This window comes from Pseudoxanthomonas sp. LARHCG66 (assembly GCF_052871755.1).
This window is the reverse complement of the sequence record NZ_JBIXJW010000003.1, coordinates 102,341-121,299: the sequence shown is the minus strand read 5'-3', so window position 1 is coordinate 121,299 and position 18,959 is coordinate 102,341. Positions and strand designations below refer to the sequence as shown.

Sequence of the window (18,959 nt, the reverse complement as noted above, 5' to 3'; positions counted from 1 at the left end):
CCATGACGACGCCGATGCCCATCTCCGCCGCCGACCTGCAGCCGCTGCTGCCGGAGCTCACCCTGATCGCGGGCGCGTTCGCGCTGCTGATGCTGGACCTGTTCCTCGACAGCTCCCGCCGCATCATCACCCACGCCCTGGCGCTGGTCGTCATGGTCGCGGTGGTCTGGATGCTGGCGACCGGTGTGGGCGGGCAGGGCAGCGTGTTCAGCGGCATGTTCGTGCGCGACACGCTGGCCGATGTCAGCAAGGTCGTGATCGTCGCCGTCAGCGCGTTGTCGCTGGTCTACGGCTGGCCGTACCTGCGCGAGCGCAACCTGTATCCGGGCGAGGCGCCCGTACTGGTGATGTTCGCCACCGCCGGCATGATGGTGATGGTATCGGCCGGTAGCCTGGTGATGGTCTATCTGGGCCTGGAGCTGCTGGCGCTGTGTTCCTATGCGCTGGTGGCGCTGAACCGCGACGACGGCCTGGCGACCGAAGCGGCGATGAAGTACATCGTGCTGGGTTCGCTGGCGTCTGGCCTGCTGTTGTACGGCATGTCGCTGGTGTACGGCGCGACCGGTTCGCTGCAGTTGCCGGCGATCTTCGATGCCACGGGCGCGGCACTGGCAGGCGGCGGTGAGCAGCGCATGCTGTTGCTGACCGGCGTGGTGTTCATGGTGGCGGGCGTGGCCTTCAAGTTGGGCGCGGCGCCGTTCCACATGTGGCTGCCCGACGTCTACCAGGGCGCCTCGACGCCGGTGACGCTGTTCATCAGTGCGGCACCGAAGCTTGCCGCGTTCGGCATGGCATTCCGCCTGCTGCAGGATGGCGTGGGCCCGGCCGCGGCGCAGTGGCAGTGGCTGCTGGCGGGACTGGCGGCGGCATCGCTGGTGATCGGCAACGTGATCGCCATCGCGCAGACCAACCTGAAGCGCATGCTGGCGTACTCCACAGTGTCGCACGTCGGCTTCCTGCTGGTCGGTTTCGCGGGCGGCGGGGAGGCGGGGTATTCGGCAGCACTGTTCTACGCGATCAGCTACGCGATCATGTCGGCGGCGGCGTTCGGCGCGATCATCGTGCTGTCGCGCCAGGGCTTCGAGGCCGACAGGATCGACGACTTCAAGGGCCTGAATGCGCGCAATCCGTGGCAGGCAGGCCTGGTGCTGTGCGTGATGGCGTCCCTGGCCGGTGTACCGCCTTTCCTCGGCTTCTGGGCCAAGCTGGTTGTGCTGGGCGCGGCGGTCAACGGCGGTTTCCTGTGGCTGGCCATCGTGGGCGTGCTGTGCGCGGTCATTGGCGCCTTCTACTACCTGCGCGTGATCAAGGTGATGTACTTCGACGAGCCGGTGGGCGAGATTCCGCCGCCGCGCGCCGATCGCGTGGTGCCGATCGTGTTCGGCGTGAACGCGCTCGCGCTGCTCGCGCTGGGCGTCGCGTGGAATCCGATCATGGCGTGGTGCAAGCTGGCGTTCGCCGGCTGAGGCCGGATCACCGGCAACGTTTGCAGGCAACGTCGCCGGCAGTGGGCCGCCGGTGGGGCTCATGAACGCGATGTTTCAACTTGGTGCACGGCAAGGCTTGCAATGCACCGGCGTATTCATCATAATTTCGCTTCTGCTGCGGGGTGGAGCAGTCTGGCAGCTCGTCGGGCTCATAACCCGAAGGTCGCAGGTTCAAATCCTGCCCCCGCTACCATGTTTGTCCGAGGCCGCCTGAGTACAGGCGGCCGACGAAAAACCTGGGCACGCAACGACGCATGTTCCCGTCGTTGCACCGACATCCAGCGTATCGGACAAGGGGCCCATCGGGCCCCTTGTTTGTTTCAGCGATACGCACGGCACTACCAAACCACCGGCATCGAATCCGTGAGCGAGAAGGCCAACCACATCGCCAACCTGCTGGCACCGACGGTCCAGGCCCTGGGCCTGGAGCTGCTGGGCATCGAGTACCTGCCGGCTCCCGGCAGCGCCACGCTGCGCCTGTACATCGATGTGCAGGAAGCCGAGCGCGATACGCGCCACGTCAACGTCGAGGACTGCGAGGCGGTGAGCCGCGAAGTCTCGGCGCAGCTGGACGTGGAAGATCCCATCACCGGCAACTACACGCTGGAAGTGTCCTCGCCCGGCGTTGACCGGCCGCTGTTCGAACTGGTCCACTTCGCCCGCTTCCTGGGCGAGACGGCCAAGGTGGTGCTCAAGCTGCCGCAGGATCGTCGTCGCCGTCTGCAGGGCACGATCAGCCGCATCGAAGGCGAGGACATCGTGTTCACCGTGGACGACGCCGAAATGACGGTGGCGTTCGATAATATCGACAAGGCGCGCCTGGTCCCCGACTGGGCGGCGCTGGGCCTGGCGCCCGAGAAACCCGGTGGCGGCCGCAAGGCCGGTGCCAAGGCTGGGGACGCCAAGCGCGCACCGGCCAGGAAAGCCAAGAAAAAACCCAACCAACCGGCGGCCCGCAAGCCGCGCGCGGAGTGATCAATGAGTAAGGAATTGTTGCTGGTCGTGGATGCGGTGGCCAACGAAAAGGGCGTGCCGCGCGAAGTCATCTTCGATGCCATCGAGGCCGCCCTGGCGTCCGCCGCCAAGAAGCGCTACATGGACCAGGACGTGCAGGTGCGCGTCACCATCGACCACAAGGACGGCAGCTACGAGACGTTCCGCCGCTGGGAAGTGGTGGCCGATGACGTGGTGATGGAGTCGCCGGACCGCCAGATCCGCCTGATGGATGCCGAGGACGAAGCCGAAGGCGCCGAAGTCGGCGACTGGATCGAAGAGAAGATCGAGAACCCGGATTTCGGCCGCATCGCCGCGCAGGCCGCCAAGCAGGTCATCGTGCAGCGCGTGCGTGAAGCCGAGCGCGCGCAGGTGGTCGATGCCTGGAAGGACCGCGTGGGCGAGCTGGTCACCGGCGTGGTCAAGCGCGCCGAGCGCGGCAACATCTACGTGGACCTGGGCGGCAACGCCGAGGCCTTCATCCCGAAGGACAAGGGCATCCCGCGCGACGTGCTGCGCGCTGGCGACCGCGTCCGTGGTTACCTGTTCGACGTGCGCTACGAACCGCGCGGCCCGCAGTTGTTCATCAGCCGCGCCGCACCGGAATTCATGATCGAGCTGTTCAAGCTGGAAGTGCCGGAAGTGGGCCAGGGCCTGGTCGAGATCAAGGCCTGCGCGCGCGATCCGGGCGACCGCGCCAAGATCGCCGTGCTCGCGCACGACACCCGCACCGATCCCATCGGCGCCTGCATCGGCATGCGTGGTTCGCGCGTGCAGGCCGTGAGCAACGAGCTGAACGGCGAGCGGGTGGACATCGTGCTGTGGAACGACAACCCGGCCACCTTCGTCATCAACGCGATGGCACCGGCGGAAGTGCAGTCGATCATCGTCGATGAAGAGAAGCATTCGATGGACCTGGCCGTGGCGGAAGACCGCCTGGCGCAGGCGATCGGCAAGGGCGGCCAGAACGTGCGCCTGGCCAGCCGCCTGACGGGCTGGCAGCTCAACGTCATGACCGCCGACCAGGTGCAGGCCAAGAGCGAGGCCGAACAGGCCGTCGCCCGCCAGCTGTTCATGGACAAGCTGGAAGTGGACGAGGAAATCGCCGCCATCCTGGTCGCCGAGGGCTTCAGCACGGTCGAGGAAATCGCCTACGTGCCGGTCGGCGAACTGCTGGCGGTCGAGGGCTTCGACGAGGACATCGTCGAGGAGCTGCGCTCGCGTGCCCGCGATGCCCTGCTGAACGAGGCGCTGGCCGAGGAAGAGGGCCTGGAGGAGAACCACCCGGCCGAGGACCTGCTGGCGCTGGAAGGCATGGACGAAGAGACGGCGTTCGCGCTGGCCTCGCATGGCGTCCGTACCAGCGAGGACCTGTCCGACCTGGCCGCCGACGAAGTGGTCGAATTCGGCATCGAGGGGCTGGACGAGGGCCGTGCCGCGGCGCTGATCCTGGCCGCCCGTGCCGAAGAGATTGCTCGTTTGGAGCGCGGCGCATGAGCGCTGCCCGGGCTCGCCTGGGACGCGGCGCATGAGCCACCCATGAACACCGCCCTGGCACCCGCAGGGCTTAGAATTCCCCCTCTTGAAAAGGGTTGCCCCACCACCACCGGGGGGGCGCAACACCCAACCTAGGATCCGAATGTCGCAGCAAACCACCATCCGCAAGCTCGCTGAACTGGTCAATACGCCGGTCGAGAAACTCCTGGAGCAACTGGCCGAGGCCGGGATGAGCTTCAGCGGTCCCGACCAGGTCGTGACCAGCATGGAAAAAGTGAAGCTGCTCGGCTTCCTCAAGCGTTCCCACGGCAAGAGCGATGCCGCCGCGGATGATGCCGGGTCGAAGAAGATCACGCTGAACCGCCGCAAGGTGCAGGAAGTGACCGTCGCGGCCGGGCGCAGCAAGACTACGGTGAACGTGGAAGTGCGCCAGAAGCGCACCTACGTGAAGCCGACCGACGCCGAATCCGTCAGCACCAACTGGCAGAACGAACCGGATCCGGAACGCGCCGAGATCCTGCGCAAGCTGGAAGAGTCCCGCCAGCGCAACCTCGACGAACAGCAGCGGCTGGCCCAGGAAGACGCCAAGCGCGCCGAAGAGCTCGAGCGTCGCCGGCAGGAAGAAGCCGCCGCGCGTGCCGAAGCGGAGGCTGCGCGTGCGCAGGCCGATGCCGAGGCAGCGGCACTGGCCGCCGGTGCCGTCGCCGTGGACGGTGATGAACCTGCGCGCCCGGCGAAGCCGGCGACCCCGGGCCACCACGTGCCCAAGATGGTCGTGCGCAAGGACCCGCCGCGTACCGACGACCGCAACAATGCCGCGGCCGCCAAGCACAAGACCCGTGGCTCGCATGCGATGGTCGCCGGCGTCGAAGACGACGACAACACCAGCCGCTTCGCAGGCCAGTTGCACTTGTCTGCCGCCGACCGTGCCCGTCGCGGCGCTTCGCGCGGCAAGCCCAAGCCGCCGCGCCGCCATGAGCAGAGCCGCGGTGGCGGCGGTGCGCATGGCTTCGAGCGTCCGACCGCGCCGATCGTGCGCGAAGTGGCGATCGGCGAGACCATCACCGTGGCCGACCTGGCGCAGAAGCTCGCGCTGAAGGGTGGCGACGTGGTGAAGGCGCTGTTCAAGATGGGCGTGATGGCCACCATCACCCAGTCCATCGACCACGACACCGCCGCGCTGATCACCGAGGAACTGGGCCACAAGGCCGTCCGTGCCGACGCCAACGACGTCGAGAACGAACTGCTGGCGCATTCGGAAGAGCAGCAGGGCGAGAAGGTCGCGCGTCCCCCGGTGGTCACCATCATGGGCCACGTCGACCACGGCAAGACCTCGCTGCTGGACTACATCCGCCGCACCAAGATCGCCAGCGGCGAAGCCGGCGGCATCACCCAGCACATCGGCGCGTACCACGTGGAAACGCCGAAGGGCGTCATCAGCTTCCTCGACACCCCGGGCCACGCCGCGTTCACCGCGATGCGCGCCCGTGGCGCCAAGCTGACCGACATCGTGGTGCTGGTGGTCGCGGCGGACGACGGCGTCATGCCGCAGACCCGCGAAGCCATCCAGCACGCCAAGGCGGCCAAGGTGCCGCTGATCGTGGCGGTGAACAAGATCGACAAGTCCGACGCCGACCCGCTGCGAGTGAAGAACGAGCTGCTGGCCGAGGAAGTGGTCGCCGAAGACTTCGGCGGCGACACCCAGATGGTCGAGATCTCGGCCAAGACGGGCCAGGGCGTGGACAACCTGCTGGACGCCATCTCCATCCAGGCCGAACTGCTGGAACTGAAGTCGGTCGAAGACGGCCGCGCCAGCGGTGTGGTCATCGAATCCTCGCTGGACAAGGGCCGTGGCCCGGTTGCGACGGTGCTGGTGCAGCAGGGCACGCTGAAGAAGGGCGACTACCTGGTCTGCGGTGTCCAGTACGGCCGCGTGCGTGCGCTGTTCGACGAGACCGGCGCACAGCCGCCGTCGGCCGGCCCGTCCATCCCCGTGCAGGTGCTGGGTCTGTCCGGCGTGCCCGAGGCTGGCGATGATTTCGTCGTGGTCGAGGACGAGCGCCTGGCCAAGGACGTGGCGCAGCAGCGCGACACCAAGCGCCGCGAATCGCGCCTGGTGCAGTCCGCCGGCAGCCGCATGGAAGACATCATGGCGCAGCTGGGCAAGGGCGAAGGCCAGCTCAGCCTCAACCTGATCATCAAGGCCGACGTGCAGGGTTCGGTGGAGGCGCTGCGTCATTCGCTGACCGCGCTGTCCAACGAATCGATCCGCATCAACATCATCCACTCCGGCGTGGGCGGCATCACCGAGTCCGACGCCAACTCCGCGGTCACCTCCAAGGCCACCGTCATCGGCTTCAACGTGCGTGCCGACGCCTCCGCGCGTCGCATCATCGAAGCCGCCGGCGTGGACCTGCGCTACTTCTCGATCATCTATGACGTGATCGACCAGGTGAAGCAGGTGGCCTCCGGTCTGTTGGGCGTGGAGATCCGCGAAGAGATCATCGGCATCGCCGAAGTGCGCGACGTGTTCCGCAGCTCCAAGTTCGGTGCGGTCGCGGGCTGCATGGTGGTCGAGGGCACGGTCAAGCGGAACAAGCCCATCCGCGTGCTGCGCGCCAGCACGGTGGTGTTCGAGGGCGAACTGGAATCGCTGCGCCGCTTCAAGGAGAACGTCGACGAGGTGCGCAATGGCACCGAGTGCGGCATCGGCGTGAAGGCCTACAACGACGTCCAGCCGGGCGACCAGATCGAGTGCTTCGAGCGCATCGAAGTGCAGCGCACGCTCTGATCATGCCGACCAAGTCGTTCCACCGCACCGACCGCGTCTCCGCCCAGCTCCGTCGCGAGCTGGGCACGCTGGTGCACGAGGCCGTGCGCGAGCACGGCCTGCCGTCGGTCAGCGTGTCCGACGTGGAAGTCACCCGTGACATGGCGCACGCCAAGGTGTTCGTCACCGCCCTGATGCCGGAGCGTTCCGTGGAAGCCGTGAAGGGCCTGAAGGAACTGGCCTGGGGTTTGCGCATGGAACTGGCGCGTCGGGTCAAGATGCGCCACGTGCCCGAGCTGCATTTCCACTACGACGATTCCGTCGACCGCGGCGAGCGCATCGAGAACCTGCTGCGCGACCTGCCGCCCCCGCCGGACGACGAGTGACCCCGCGTTCCCTGAAGGCGCTGCGACAACAGCGGCACAGGGCTCCCCGGACGTCATCCGAATGCGGCAAGGCCACGGTCGCAGCTTAAGCAGCTCCTACAGAAGGTCATCCCGCTTCCGATGTCGCCGCCGAAGCTCAAGTTCCGTTCGCTGGATGGCCTGCTGCTGCTGGACAAGCCGCAGGGAATGAGTTCGAACGCCGCGCTCCAGGTCGCACGCCGGCTGTTCCGGGCAGAGAAGGGCGGGCATACCGGCAGCCTCGATCCGCTCGCCACCGGCCTGCTGCCGCTGTGCTTCGGCGAGGCGACCAAGATCGCCGGCCTGTTGCTGGGATCCTCAAAGGCCTACGACACGGTCGCCGTGCTGGGTACCACCACCGATACCGACGATGCCGACGGCACACCACTGCGTGAACGCGCGGTGCCACCGCTGGATGCCGCCACCTTGGACGCCGCGCTGGCCCCGCTGAAGGGACGCATCCGTCAGCGCGCGCCCATCTATTCGGCGCTCAAGCAGGGCGGCGAGCCGCTCTACACCAAGGCCCGCCGGGGAGACATCATCGAAGCGCCCGAACGCGACGTCGATGTCCACGCCATCGAGGTGCTCGGGATCGCGCCGGACCGGCTCTCCCTGCGGGTCGAGTGCGGTTCCGGCACCTACGTGCGCAGCCTGGTCCGTGATCTGGGCGAGGCGCTGGGCTGCGGCGCCCACGTGGCCGAACTGCGTCGTCTCTGGGTCGACCCGTTCAGGCAACCGCGCATGTATTCCCTGGACGCGTTGCAGGCGCTGGCTGAACAGGGTGGGGAAGCCGCCCTCGAGGCGTGTCTGCTGCCCATCGAGGCTGGCCTGGCCGGCTTCCCCCGGGTCGACGTCGACGCCATCGATGCGCGCCGGCTGGCGCAGGGCCAGAAGCTGCGCGGACACCCCCCCCGCGACGGCACGGTCGCGATCCACGGGCAGGACGGCCGCGTCCTGGGGCTGGGCACGGTCGATGCCGACGGCACCCTCTCGCCGCAGCGATTGTTCGCCTGGGCGGTCGCCGGCACCGCCACCAAGGGCGGCAACGGTCAATAAAACCTTGTTTCACAAGGCCCCCGCGGCTACACTACGCCGCCGGTTTCGCGCCGGCATTTCCTTATTTCCCCAGCTTCATCAACGGCGAGCCAGGCGGTGCGCGCGGAGGACACCCGCGTTCCTGCAGGCCACGCATCAACAGAGAGAAACCATGTCCGTCGATACCCAGAAAGTGATTGCCGACAACGCCCGCGGCGCCAACGACACCGGTTCCCCGGAAGTCCAGGTCGCCCTGCTGACCGCCCGCATCGAGCACCTGAGCGGCCACTTCAAGACCCACAAGAAGGACCACCACAGCCGCCGTGGTCTGCTGCAGCTGGTCAACCGCCGTCGCAGCCTGCTTGACTACCTCAAGAAGAAAGACAACGAGCGCTACAAGACCTTGATCGAGAAGTTGGGTCTGCGTCGCTGATATACCCCCCACCGCGGCGCAGAGATGCGCCGCGGTTTGCATTTCAGGGAACGGAATGCGCTGCATCCGCTGGCCGCACCGGGCCCGCCCCGCACAGCACCACCGGCCGGACGCATCCGGCCAGCCGCACGCGACAAGGGTCGCGTGAGGTCCAACCCGCACAAGGCACCTCAAGGAACCAACGTGGCAAAAATCACCAAAACCTTCCAGTACGGCAAGCACCAGGTCACCCTGGAAACCGGCGAAATCGCCCGCCAGGCGGGCGGTGCCGTCATCGTCAAGTTCGATGACACCGTACTGCTGGTCACCGCCGTGGCGGCGAAGTCGGCCCGCGAAGGGCAGGACTTCTTCCCGCTGACGGTCGACTACCAGGAGAAGTTCTACGCCGGTGGCCGCATCCCGGGCGGCTTCTTCAAGCGCGAAGGTCGCGCGACCGAGAAGGAGACCCTGATCTCCCGCCTGATCGACCGCCCGCTGCGCCCGCTGTTCCCGGAAGAGTTCCGCAATGAAGTGCAGGTCATCGCCACGGTGATGTCGCTGAACCCGGAAATCGACGGCGACATCCCGGCCCTGATCGGTGCTTCCGCCGCCGTCGCCCTGACCGGCGCGCCGTTCAACGGCCCGATCGGTGCCGCCAAGGTCGGCTACGTCAACGGCGAATACGTGTTGAATCCGACCGTCAGCGAACTGAAGGACTCCAAGCTGGAGCTCGTCGTCGCCGGTACGTCCAACGCCGTGCTGATGGTGGAATCCGAAGCCGCCGAGCTGTCCGAAGACGTGATGCTGGGCGCCGTGATGTTCGGCCATCGCGAAATGCAGAAGGTCATCAACATCATCAACGAGCTGGTCACCGAAGCCGGTACCAAGAACTGGGACTGGTCTGCGCCGGCCAAGAACGAGGCGATGATCTCCGCGCTGAAGGAAGCCGTGGGCACCCAGCTCGAGTCCGCCTTCCAGGTGCGCGACAAGCTGCAGCGCCGCGACGCCATCGCCGCCATCAAGAAGGACGTGCTGCAGCAGCTGGCCGGCCGTGCCGAAGCCGATGGCTGGAGCGCCGGCGCGCTGTCGAAGGAATTCGGCGAGCTCGAGTACCAGACCATGCGCGGTTCCGTGCTGGCCACCAAGGTCCGCATCGACGGCCGTGCGCTGGATACCGTCCGCCCGATCTCCTCCAAGGTCAGCGTGCTGCCGCGCGTGCACGGCTCTTCGCTGTTCACCCGTGGTGAGACGCAGGCGATCGTCGCCGTCACCCTCGGCACCGCGCGCGATGGCCAGGTGATCGACGCCGTCGGCGGCGAGTGGAAGGACCACTTCCTGTTCCACTACAACTTCCCCCCGTTCTCGGTGGGCGAAGCCGGCCGCATGATGGGCCCGAAGCGTCGCGAAATCGGCCACGGCCGCCTCGCCAAGCGCGGCGTGCTCGCCGTCATGCCGACGATGGAAGCTTTCCCGTACACCATCCGCGTGGTCTCGGAAATCACCGAGTCGAACGGTTCCTCCTCGATGGCTTCGGTCTGCGGCAGCTCGCTGGCGCTGATGGATGCCGGCGTGCCGATCAAGGCGCCGGTGGCCGGCATCGCGATGGGCCTGGTGAAGGAAGGCAACGACTTCGTCGTGCTGAGCGACATCCTGGGTGACGAAGATCACCTGGGCGACATGGACTTCAAGGTCGCCGGTACCGCCAACGGCGTGTCCGCGCTGCAGATGGACATCAAGATCGAAGGCATCACCGAAGAGATCATGAAGCAGGCGCTGACGCAGGCGAAGGCCGGCCGGTTGCACATCCTGGGCGAAATGGCCCATGCGATGACCTCGCCGCGCCAGGAGCTGAGCGAGTTCGCGCCGCGCCTGATCACCATCAAGATCCACCCCGACAAGATCCGCGAAGTGATCGGCAAGGGCGGCTCGGTGATCCAGGCCATCACCAAGGAAACCGGCACGCAGATCGACATCCAGGACGACGGCACCATCACCATCGCCTCGGTGAACGGCGCCGCCGGCCAGGCCGCCAAGGCCCGCATCGAGCAGATCACCTCCGACGTCGAGCCGGGCCGCATCTACGAAGGCAAAGTCGCCAAGATCATGGACTTCGGTGCGTTCGTCACCATCCTGCCGGGCAAGGACGGCCTGGTGCACGTGTCGCAGATCTCCAACGACCGCGTCGAGAAGGTCAGCGACGCGCTGAAGGAAGGCGACGTGGTGAAGGTCAAGGTGCTGGAAGTCGACAAGCAGGGCCGCATCCGCCTGTCGATCAAGGCCGTGGAAGAAGGCGAGGGCGTGTCGGCCGAGTAAGCCGCACGACATCGCGACGCGATACGGAAAAGCGGGCTTCGGCCCGCTTTTTCTATTTCCAGAGGGCACCAACGGGAGGACGCTGGCAGCCGAGCCACCGGGGTGCGGACAAATTCGTAAGATCGATCACACCAAACGCATAAGTGGACAACAGGATGCGCTTGTTCCGCCTTTCAATCGCCAGCGGCATCGACAGTCCCCCCAGTCGATGCGTCAACGTGGATGACAGGGGCCCGACTTGCAGCTCGTAAACGTCGCCTGCAAGACTGCCCATGTGGGCGACGCCGGAGGTCACCAGGAAACGATTGTCACCCAGATGCAGCAGGGGCCCGAAAGGTTCGTGCCCGAGGATCTCTGCAGATTGGCCATCACGCAGCACCGCGAGATAGCCACCGAACTCCCCATGAGAGATAGCGGCCACGAGCGTGCCGTCGTGTTCGACGGCATGACTCACGTCGGTCTGCAGTCGACGCGATGCCTTGCGCCGATGCCTGCCATTCGAGGTGTCATTGACCGTAACCTCGCTCATGCGCTGAGCCTTGACGAGGCAGGTTGAATTGCGGGCATTCCGTTGGCGTTCCCTCCAAGGCGCGCTACCCCCGAACATTTGGAGGGTCGCGGGAAACCAGTGCGATGCAAGTGCCTTTTCGAGGCTGGCTGCAGGCCTACCGGAACGGAAGAGAACTCTCGCCGCGAGTTCCGCCAGCTCGGGATCAGCATTCGAGAGAAGTGGCCAGATCGCGTCGTGCGTTGTAATCGCACGTGATTCAAAATCGGAAAGCAGCCGCAGGGCGATTGAAGCTTCACGCGTGTCCTTGCCGCCGAGTCGCCTCAAAAGAAGTGTCTCGAACGCACCATCCGGCGGGCTATCGTGGACTAGATTGAGGGGCAGGACGTCCAAGGAGAGTGCTTGCTCGTCCAGTACGCCGGCAATGTGTTCCCAATCGTCATCGGTGAGAGGCTTGACCAACGACAGGATGGACAGCGCGGCATCCCTGCGCATGCCTATGTTGGCAGTGGCGAGGTGGTTGCGCAGAAACGCGGACAGGGAAGGCGACGCCGTGAAGGTGCGGGGATCCCAAGTCTGTCGTGCAACCAGCAACGCCGCTTCCATGCGTGCCATGTCTGAAGCTTGCTCATCTTCGGCGAGTGCGATGAAGGGGGCAATCACGCGTTGTTCGGCGCCGTCGCGCCCGGGGTCGCCGAGAGGAAGATCTCTGGTGCCCCTCGAGCGTACGGACGAAAGGATCGCCGACGCCTGTGCGGGGTCAAGGCGTTCGCATGCGGGACGGCAACGTAGTTGCTGTTCGACGGCCAGGACCGCATCCATGCCGAACTTGCTGGCAAGTCCGGCGTAGACCTTGCTCCGTCGCGGTGCCTGCATCAGCAGCTGCATCGTTCTCTCAAGTGATGGACGCAGTTCCAGTGGCGTCTTGTAGATTGCTGCAGCCTCTGGACCTAGTTCCAGGCTCGATGCGACCACGCGATGGATGCCAGCGTCGTCATCAAGACCCGCCAGGTTCACCAGCCACACCCCGAGATCCCTGTCCTGATGGCGTGAGCTCAACAAAAGTTTGATCGCCAGCCTGCGGGAGGGGGCCGGGTTGGCTTGCAGCCATTCAAGCGCCGGGTTGTTGTAGTGCTGGCGCCAGTCGTCAAGGCATTGCGCCGCCGTACGGCAGGCCCTCGCTGGACTCTCGCTGCCGCATCCAGCCACGGCCAGTGCAAGCAGGGACACCACCAGGATTCTGGCTGACGTTGTCATGCAACCCCTCGCATGTAGACCGCTGCCAGCATACCGGCTGGCCGTGATCGGGACACACCGTCCCCGCGGTTGCGACGTCCTGTCGCATGCCATCACCGATAATGGCTGCCATGGATTCGACGAATACACGCGCCGCCGCACCGGCTTCCCTCTGGTCTGGCCGCGGCCTGGTGCTGCTCGGCATCGTGCTGTCCGCATTCAACCTGCGCACCGCGGTGACCTCGCTCACACCGCTGCTCGATACATTGGGCGATACGTTCGGCTTCGGCGCCACCATGACAGGCGTATTCGGCATGCTGCCGACGGCCGCATTCGCGCTGTTCGGTGTGGCGACGCCGGCACTGGCGCACCGCATCGGCCTGGAGCGGACGGCGTTGCTCGCCATGCTGCTCGCCATGCTCGGCCTGCTGCTGCGCAGTGCGGCGGGCGACACGACGGCGCTGGTGGCGGCCTCGCTCACCGCGCTGGCGGGCATGGGCATCGGCAACATCGTGCTGCCGCCGCTGGTGAAGCGCTATTTCGCCGATCGCGTGGGTACTGTCAGCACGCTCTACATCACCGTGCTGCAGGCGGGCACCATCCTGCCCGCGCTGATCGCGGTGCCGGTAATGGAAGCCGCCGGCTGGCGCATCTCGCTGGGCCTGTGGGCCGTGTTTGCGGCCGCATCGGCGGTACCGTGGTGCCTGGTGCTGTGGCAGGAACGCAGCAAGGCCTCGCCTTTGGCGCGCACGCACGATGCTGCCGTCACCGTCGACGACGAAGCGCCCGAGCTGGCCGCGCCGCGACCGCAGGGTCGCGCATGGCGCTCGCCGGTGGCGTGGGGCATGGCGCTGATGTTCGGCATGACCTCTTTGGTGACGTACTCGATGTTCACCTGGTTGCCGAAGCTGCTGGTCGAAGCCGGGGGTACGCCCGCGCTGGGCGGCACGATGGTCGCACTGTTCTCCACGCTGGGGCTGGCGGCCTCGCTCACCATGCCGCTGATCGCGGTACGCATGCGCAATCCCTTCATCGTGGTCGTGGTCTGCGCGGGCTTCTACGCGGCGGCGTTCACCGGCCTGCTGCTCGCACCGATGGCCGCACCTGCCCTATGGGTGGCGTTGCTTGGCCTGGGGCCCAGTACGTTCCCGCTGTCGTTGACGATGATCAACCTGCGCACGCGCACGCCAGAGGGGTCGGCGGCGTTGTCCGGTTTCATGCAGGGGGTGGGTTACACGTTGTCCTGCGCGGGACCGCTCGCCTTCGGACTGCTGCACGAATACACGCTCGGCTGGTCATGGCCGATGGCGTTCCTCGCCGCCTGCGTCGGCGTGCTGTTGGTCGGCGGCTACCTGGCCTGCCGGCCGCGCTATCTGGAAGATACTTGGCACTAGTGGGCAGGATGATGTGCGCCGAATTCCGGGCGCTCGCCGACACCATCGTCTCGCCCATGTCGACGGCTTACAGGAAGTCACAACGACTTCCGGCAGGGGTTTGCGGGCCGCGGCAGTGCTATCTAGTCGCTTTCCTGACCGTTGCTGGGGAGCATCCGCATGACCACCCGTCGTGACCTGTTCAAGCTGGGCGCGCTGGCCGCCGCCGCGGCCGCGCTGCCGTCCTTCGCCTCCGCTGCCAGCGAGGGCAAGCCGGTGGGGAAGGCGGCCAAGCCGCTGAACATCCTGATCCTCGGCGGCACCGGCTTCACGGGTCCGTTCCAGGTCGACTACGCGCTCAAGCGCGGGCACAAGGTCACCCTGTTCAACCGCGGGAAGCGGCCGTCGCCGGAATGGCCCGCCGCCGTCGAACAACTGCACGGCGATCGCAATACCGGCGACCTGGCCGCACTGAAAGGGCGCACGTGGGACGTCTGCATCGACAACCCCACCAGCCTGCCGTTCTGGGTGCGCGATGCCGGCCAGGTGCTGAAAGGCAACGTGGGGCACTACCTCTTCATCTCCACCATTTCGGTATACGCCGATGGCGGCAAGCCGGGCATCAACGAGGATTCGCCGCTCGCCGTCTACAAGGGCAAGGATGCGATGGCTGAAACCCAGGAGACCCTGCGTGCCGACATCGAGAACCTCTATGGCTCATTGAAGGCATTGAGCGAAGCCGAAGCCCGCAAGCAGTTCGGCAGGAACGTCACCATCGTGCGCCCGGGTTACATCGTCGGTCCGCGCGACGAAACCGATCGTTTCACCTACTGGCCGCACCGGGTGGCGCAGGGCGGCGAAATACTGGTGCCCGGCCAGGGCAACGATCCCGTCCAGATCATCGACGGCCGCGACCTTGGCGAATGGATGATCCGCCTGGCCGAAGCGAAGACCATCGGCACCTTCAACGCCTGCGGCCCGGATTACACGCTCGGCATGGATGCCATGCTGCATGGCTGCCAGGCCGTGACCGGCGGCGGCATGACGCTGACCCACGTGACGCCCGGGTTCCTCGAGCAGCAGCAGGTCGGCCTGCCGATCTGGGTGTCGCCGAGCCACCCGCACTACGGCGGCTACGGCGCGGTCAGCAATGCGCGCGCGATCGCGGCGGGCCTGACCTTCCGCCCGCTCGCAACGACCGTTGCCGACCTGCTGGCCTGGTTCCGCGGCCTGCCGGCCGAGCGCCAGGCCAAGCTCAATGCCGGCCTCACCCGCGACAAGGAAGCCGAGTTGCTGAAGGCGTGGCACGCGCGCAACGGCTGAGCGCGCCGCTGTCCCTGTAGGAGGGGCTTCAGCCCCGACCGACCCGTCACCGCAGGCCGACGCTGCGGACGGACGTGAGCGCTTGCACGCCGCGCGGGTGCCTGCCGTTCGAGACCGGCCAGCATCGGGGCCGACGCCCCACCTGCGGGCGCTGTGCCCTCAGCGCTCCCGTCGCACCAGCATCCGGTCCACCGGGCCGCGAAGTTGCCAGTCGGGGACGGCGCGTTCGGCGGCCGTTACCGGTGTGGGTGCGCCAGTGACGGTATCCGGCACCACCAGCGACGGGATCGAAGTGGCGGTGGTCGCAGCACCTTCCGACTTCGGAGCCAGATCGGTGCCCTGCATGAGGCCCAGTGGGGCGTAGCCGGTGTAGCCGGGGAAGACCTGGCTGAGGTTGGCGTTGCCCATGCGACGGATGAGGATTTCCGACATCACGCGGCGGTAGTCGGTGGTCACGGGCACGTCGCCGAACGTGGGCGAGAGGATTTCCGGATTCAGTCCGGGCCAGCTGCCGTAGAAGCGGCGCCCGTTCACCGGCCCGCCCAGCACCAGCATCGGGTTGCCGTAACCGTGGTCCGTGCCGCCGTTGGCATTGGCGCGCACGCGGCGGCCGAACTCGGACTGCACCACTACCGTCACGCGCGCCATTTCGCCGGTGCCGTTGAGCTCGGCGTAGAACGCGGCCAGCGCGGCGGAGAGTTCGTTGATCTTGTTCTGGTAGTAGTGGTAACCGCTGCCGGCGGTACCCTGGCCTTCGTGCGTGTCCCAGCCGCCCAGGTCCAGCGTCGCGTAGCGCAGGCCCAGGTTGAAGCGGATGGTCTGCGCGATGGTCCACAGCTGTTGCGCGAAGTTGCCGGTCGGCCAGCTGGCCGGCAGGCTGGCATAGCCCTGTTGTCCGATCAGGCGCAGCGCGCCGTCCGCGCGTCGACCGCTGGTCTCCATGCCGGTCTGGCCGTTCCACAGCGACGCGACGGTTTCGCTGACGCCGCGCAGGCCGCTGGGCGAATCGCTGCGCGTGCGCTGCCAGCTCCATGCGGTGGTGTTGAGCGAGAAGTCGGACGGACTGCTCATCGTCAGCGCATCCACCGCGCCCATCAGGCCCGCCGGTTGCGTGCCGCTGACGCCCAGCGCGGGCAGCGTACCGGTGCCGTTGGGCCGGGTCTCCCAGGCGCGCGTCATCCAACCGGTCGGCGAGCCGTACTTCCCGGGCGTGCCCAAGTCGATGTACAGCTGCGCGTCGAAGTGGCTGCGGGTGACCGTGGTCGCCATGCCGCAGGCATGCACGATGGCCATCCTGCCGTCGTTCCACAGGTCGCGCAGGCCGCTGGCGGACGGGTGCAGGCCGAAGCCGGTGCCGGCACCGCCGGATAGCGTCAGCGGCAAGGCGCCGTAGGCACCACTGGTCTCGATTTTCAGGCTGGGACGCGCTTCCTCATAGAAGCCGCGGTCCACGCCGTCGATCGGCACGACCAGGTTCAGGCCATCGATGCCGCCCCGCAGGAACAGATGCACGACGGTGTCGTAGCTGTTGACGGCGGCATCGACGGGATCGGCGAACATCAGGCTGCCGCCCGCAGTGCCGACGATGGCGGCTGCGCCGCAGCCTTTGACGAACTCGCGTCGGGTCAGTCGGAAGTCGGTCATCGGGGCCTCAGCGGCTCATGAATTCGGGAGTCATCAGGATCAGCGCCACCAGGCTGCGCAGGCGCTCGTGGTTGTAGTGCCGCTTCAGGTCGCTGCCCTGCCACGTGTTGGTGTCGGTGATGACATAGGTGTTCGGATCGCCGTTCTGCGCCATGAACGCCACCAGCGCTTGTTTGCGCGCGGCTTCGGGCTGGTAGCCCAGCAGGCGCGTGCACCACCAGGTGACCAGTGTGTTCGCGGTCCAGTTGGCGACCGGCACGTTGGCGCGCGTGGTGTCCACGATCGGGTGCAGCGGCACCTCGCCGTCCTTGCTTTCGGTCAGCCAGCCCAGCAGGCGCCACGTCATCGCGTACGAGTTCGACCCCGACCACGCCAGGCCACTGTCGGGGTAGCCGTTCGGCGCCGGCCAGTTGTACGGCGTGTGGCCGGTGAATCCGTAGAGCCACATGAAGTCGCCGCTGCGGCCATGGTCCAGCCGGATCGTCCAGTCGCCTCCCAGCGTGCGCATCGCGGCCACCGCGCAGTCGAACGGGCGCCGGTTCTTCTGGCCGAAACTGTTGATGAAGTCGTCGGAATTCAGGATATGCCGCAACACCAGTTCGATCTGGTTCGGGGCCCGCCAGTTCGCACGGAAGATCGCCGCCGCGCTGTCGATCAGCGCCTGCTTCGGCGTGTCGCTGATGAAGCGGCGGATCAGCTTCTTGCAGATGAACTTGGCCACGCGCGGGTGGCTGGCCAAGCGGTCCAGTACATCGCGGCCATCCTTCAGCGCGGGCTGTTCGGGATAGATCAGCATGCCGAGCAGAAACTTCGGTCCGGCGTCGTGCCACGACTGCCGGTAGACGAAGGTGCCGTCGTTCTCGGTGGGGAACTGCCAGTGCCCGTTCTTCGCCGACCAGCCGGTGAAGGCGGCCGAGGTTTCGTACACGTCGATGTCGGTGTAGCCGATGGGATACGCCGGATCCTCGGGGCAGGGCGGCACCTGGAACGGGTCCATGAAGCCGAGGTAGTTCTCAGCGCCCAGGGTGTGCAGTTCCAGCAGTTCGCGGGCGAAGTTTTCATTCGGGCCCGAACGCGAATTGCTGATGTTGTCCAGGTAGTAGAGCATCGCCGTGCTCTGGGCCACGCCTTCCAGCATCGTGCGGAAATTGCCCTTGGCGTTGGCGCGGATCACGTCGCGGTCGTAGTGCACGAACACCGGGCCGACGCTGAAGTCGGTACCCAGCACGTTGAAGTGGTCGTGCCAGAAGTTGACCAGCACTTCACGCAACTGCCTGCGCGAGTACACCGCGCGCACGAAGGCCGCGCGCTGCACCTCATTGGCCGGGCGCATGCGGATGTTGTGCTCGGGGTCCGTCACCACGTGGTCGGCCCACAGCTGGGTCAGCGACTTGTTGAGGGTGATGTAGCCGCCGGCGGTGAGCCGGTTGGTGACGGCGCTGTCGTCGATGGCGTCCCAGTTGAGCTGCCAGTCCACGTAGTTGGCCAGGCGCTGGCGGTCGCTACTGCCCAGCGCGTTGAATTCGGCGATGCTGGCGGCGGTGGCGCCGTAGCTGAGGTTGTTGAGCGCCTGCACGGCGAACGGCGGCCGCGCCATCGTCATCAGGGAGGGGTTCGATTGCCCCATCATCACGCGGCCACCGCCGGGTGCGGCGACGGCTGCCGCCTCCGGTGCGGGCGTGGTGTCCTTCCGACTGGCGCGTTCGCCGCCCTTCCAGCCGTACAGGCGGTTCAGGCGTTCCCGGACCTGGGCGCCAAGATCGGGCGCTGCGACGTACGGTTTTGCCTGGACGCGGGCGTCGAGGCGTGCACGCGTGCCCACGGCCTTGCGTCGCCACGGGCCACGCGCGAACAGCCGACGCCACGGGACGGTGTAGTACGCCATGCGGATTTCCCTGCCTTCCCCGGAATGCGGGAAGTATTGGCCAAGCGCCGCCCGGCGTTTGGGACCGTGCGCACAGGCC

Annotated in this window: 13 protein-coding genes and 1 tRNA gene; 11 read left to right on the top strand and 3 right to left on the bottom strand. The window is 66.7% G+C overall.

Features of this window, described 5'->3' with window-relative positions; all coding sequences use genetic code 11:
• The first annotated feature begins 2 nt into the window (after nucleotides 1–2).
• The 9 genes from nuoN (at nucleotide 3) to pnp (ending at nucleotide 10,911) form a co-directional block, all read left to right on the top strand.
• Nucleotides 3–1,466, top strand: coding sequence for an NADH-quinone oxidoreductase subunit NuoN (gene nuoN / locus ACIPRS_RS10665; protein WP_446538536.1), 1,464 nt, complete (start codon nucleotides 3–5; stop codon nucleotides 1,464–1,466).
• 137 nt (nucleotides 1,467–1,603) lie between these two features.
• Nucleotides 1,604–1,680 (top strand) — tRNA-Met (locus ACIPRS_RS10660).
• A 170-nt stretch (nucleotides 1,681–1,850) separates the two neighbouring features.
• The gene (gene rimP, locus ACIPRS_RS10655) at nucleotides 1,851–2,462 is read left to right on the top strand and encodes a ribosome maturation factor RimP (RefSeq protein ID WP_446538535.1); all 612 of its coding nucleotides are present in this window, start codon (nucleotides 1,851–1,853) and stop codon (nucleotides 2,460–2,462) included.
• 3 nt (nucleotides 2,463–2,465) lie between these two features.
• Nucleotides 2,466–3,977 carry a transcription termination factor NusA gene (gene nusA, locus ACIPRS_RS10650; RefSeq protein ID WP_337731005.1) on the top strand — a complete coding sequence of 504 codons (1,512 nt, stop codon included), beginning with the start codon at nucleotides 2,466–2,468 and terminating at the stop codon, nucleotides 3,975–3,977.
• A gap of 142 nt (nucleotides 3,978–4,119) precedes the next feature.
• Nucleotides 4,120–6,768, top strand: a complete 2,649-nt coding sequence (gene infB, locus ACIPRS_RS10645) for a translation initiation factor IF-2 (protein ID WP_446538534.1) — start codon at nucleotides 4,120–4,122, stop codon at nucleotides 6,766–6,768.
• A 2-nt stretch (nucleotides 6,769–6,770) separates the two neighbouring features.
• Nucleotides 6,771–7,133, top strand: coding sequence for a 30S ribosome-binding factor RbfA (gene rbfA, locus ACIPRS_RS10640; protein WP_192201404.1), 363 nt, complete (start codon nucleotides 6,771–6,773; stop codon nucleotides 7,131–7,133).
• A gap of 120 nt (nucleotides 7,134–7,253) precedes the next feature.
• Nucleotides 7,254–8,207 carry a tRNA pseudouridine(55) synthase TruB gene (gene truB, locus ACIPRS_RS10635; protein ID WP_446538533.1) on the top strand — a complete coding sequence of 318 codons (954 nt, stop codon included), beginning with the start codon at nucleotides 7,254–7,256 and terminating at the stop codon, nucleotides 8,205–8,207.
• 151 nt (nucleotides 8,208–8,358) lie between these two features.
• Nucleotides 8,359–8,619 carry a 30S ribosomal protein S15 gene (gene rpsO, locus ACIPRS_RS10630; protein ID WP_162336597.1) on the top strand — a complete coding sequence of 87 codons (261 nt, stop codon included), beginning with the start codon at nucleotides 8,359–8,361 and terminating at the stop codon, nucleotides 8,617–8,619.
• A 183-nt stretch (nucleotides 8,620–8,802) separates the two neighbouring features.
• Complete coding sequence (gene pnp, locus ACIPRS_RS10625) at nucleotides 8,803–10,911, top strand: polyribonucleotide nucleotidyltransferase (RefSeq protein WP_446538532.1); 2,109 nt, start codon at nucleotides 8,803–8,805, stop codon at nucleotides 10,909–10,911.
• A gap of 52 nt (nucleotides 10,912–10,963) precedes the next feature.
• Here pnp and ACIPRS_RS10620 read toward each other — a convergent pair whose 3' ends face one another.
• Entirely contained in the window at nucleotides 10,964–12,676 is a 1,713-nt protein-coding gene (locus ACIPRS_RS10620; protein ID WP_446538531.1) for a hypothetical protein, read from the bottom strand.
• A gap of 110 nt (nucleotides 12,677–12,786) precedes the next feature.
• On the opposite strand from ACIPRS_RS10620, the gene ACIPRS_RS10615 reads away from it, so the two are divergent.
• Together ACIPRS_RS10615 and ACIPRS_RS10610 are read left to right on the top strand one after the other, a co-directional pair.
• Nucleotides 12,787–14,049: a CynX/NimT family MFS transporter gene (locus ACIPRS_RS10615; protein WP_446538530.1), complete on the top strand. Its 1,263-nt coding sequence runs from the start codon at nucleotides 12,787–12,789 to the stop codon at nucleotides 14,047–14,049.
• Nucleotides 14,050–14,208: 159 nt separating this feature from the next.
• A complete protein-coding gene (locus ACIPRS_RS10610) occupies nucleotides 14,209–15,351 on the top strand; it encodes an NAD-dependent epimerase/dehydratase family protein (protein ID WP_446538529.1) in 1,143 nt (380 codons plus the stop codon).
• A 159-nt stretch (nucleotides 15,352–15,510) separates the two neighbouring features.
• Here ACIPRS_RS10610 and ACIPRS_RS10605 read toward each other — a convergent pair whose 3' ends face one another.
• Entirely contained in the window at nucleotides 15,511–16,995 is a 1,485-nt protein-coding gene (locus ACIPRS_RS10605; RefSeq protein WP_446538528.1) for a DUF1501 domain-containing protein, read from the bottom strand.
• A 7-nt stretch (nucleotides 16,996–17,002) separates the two neighbouring features.
• Nucleotides 17,003–18,880 (bottom strand): DUF1800 domain-containing protein, encoded by a 1,878-nt coding sequence (locus tag ACIPRS_RS10600; RefSeq protein ID WP_446538527.1) that lies wholly within the window; start codon nucleotides 18,878–18,880, stop codon nucleotides 17,003–17,005.
• Nucleotides 18,881–18,959 lie beyond the last annotated feature (79 nt).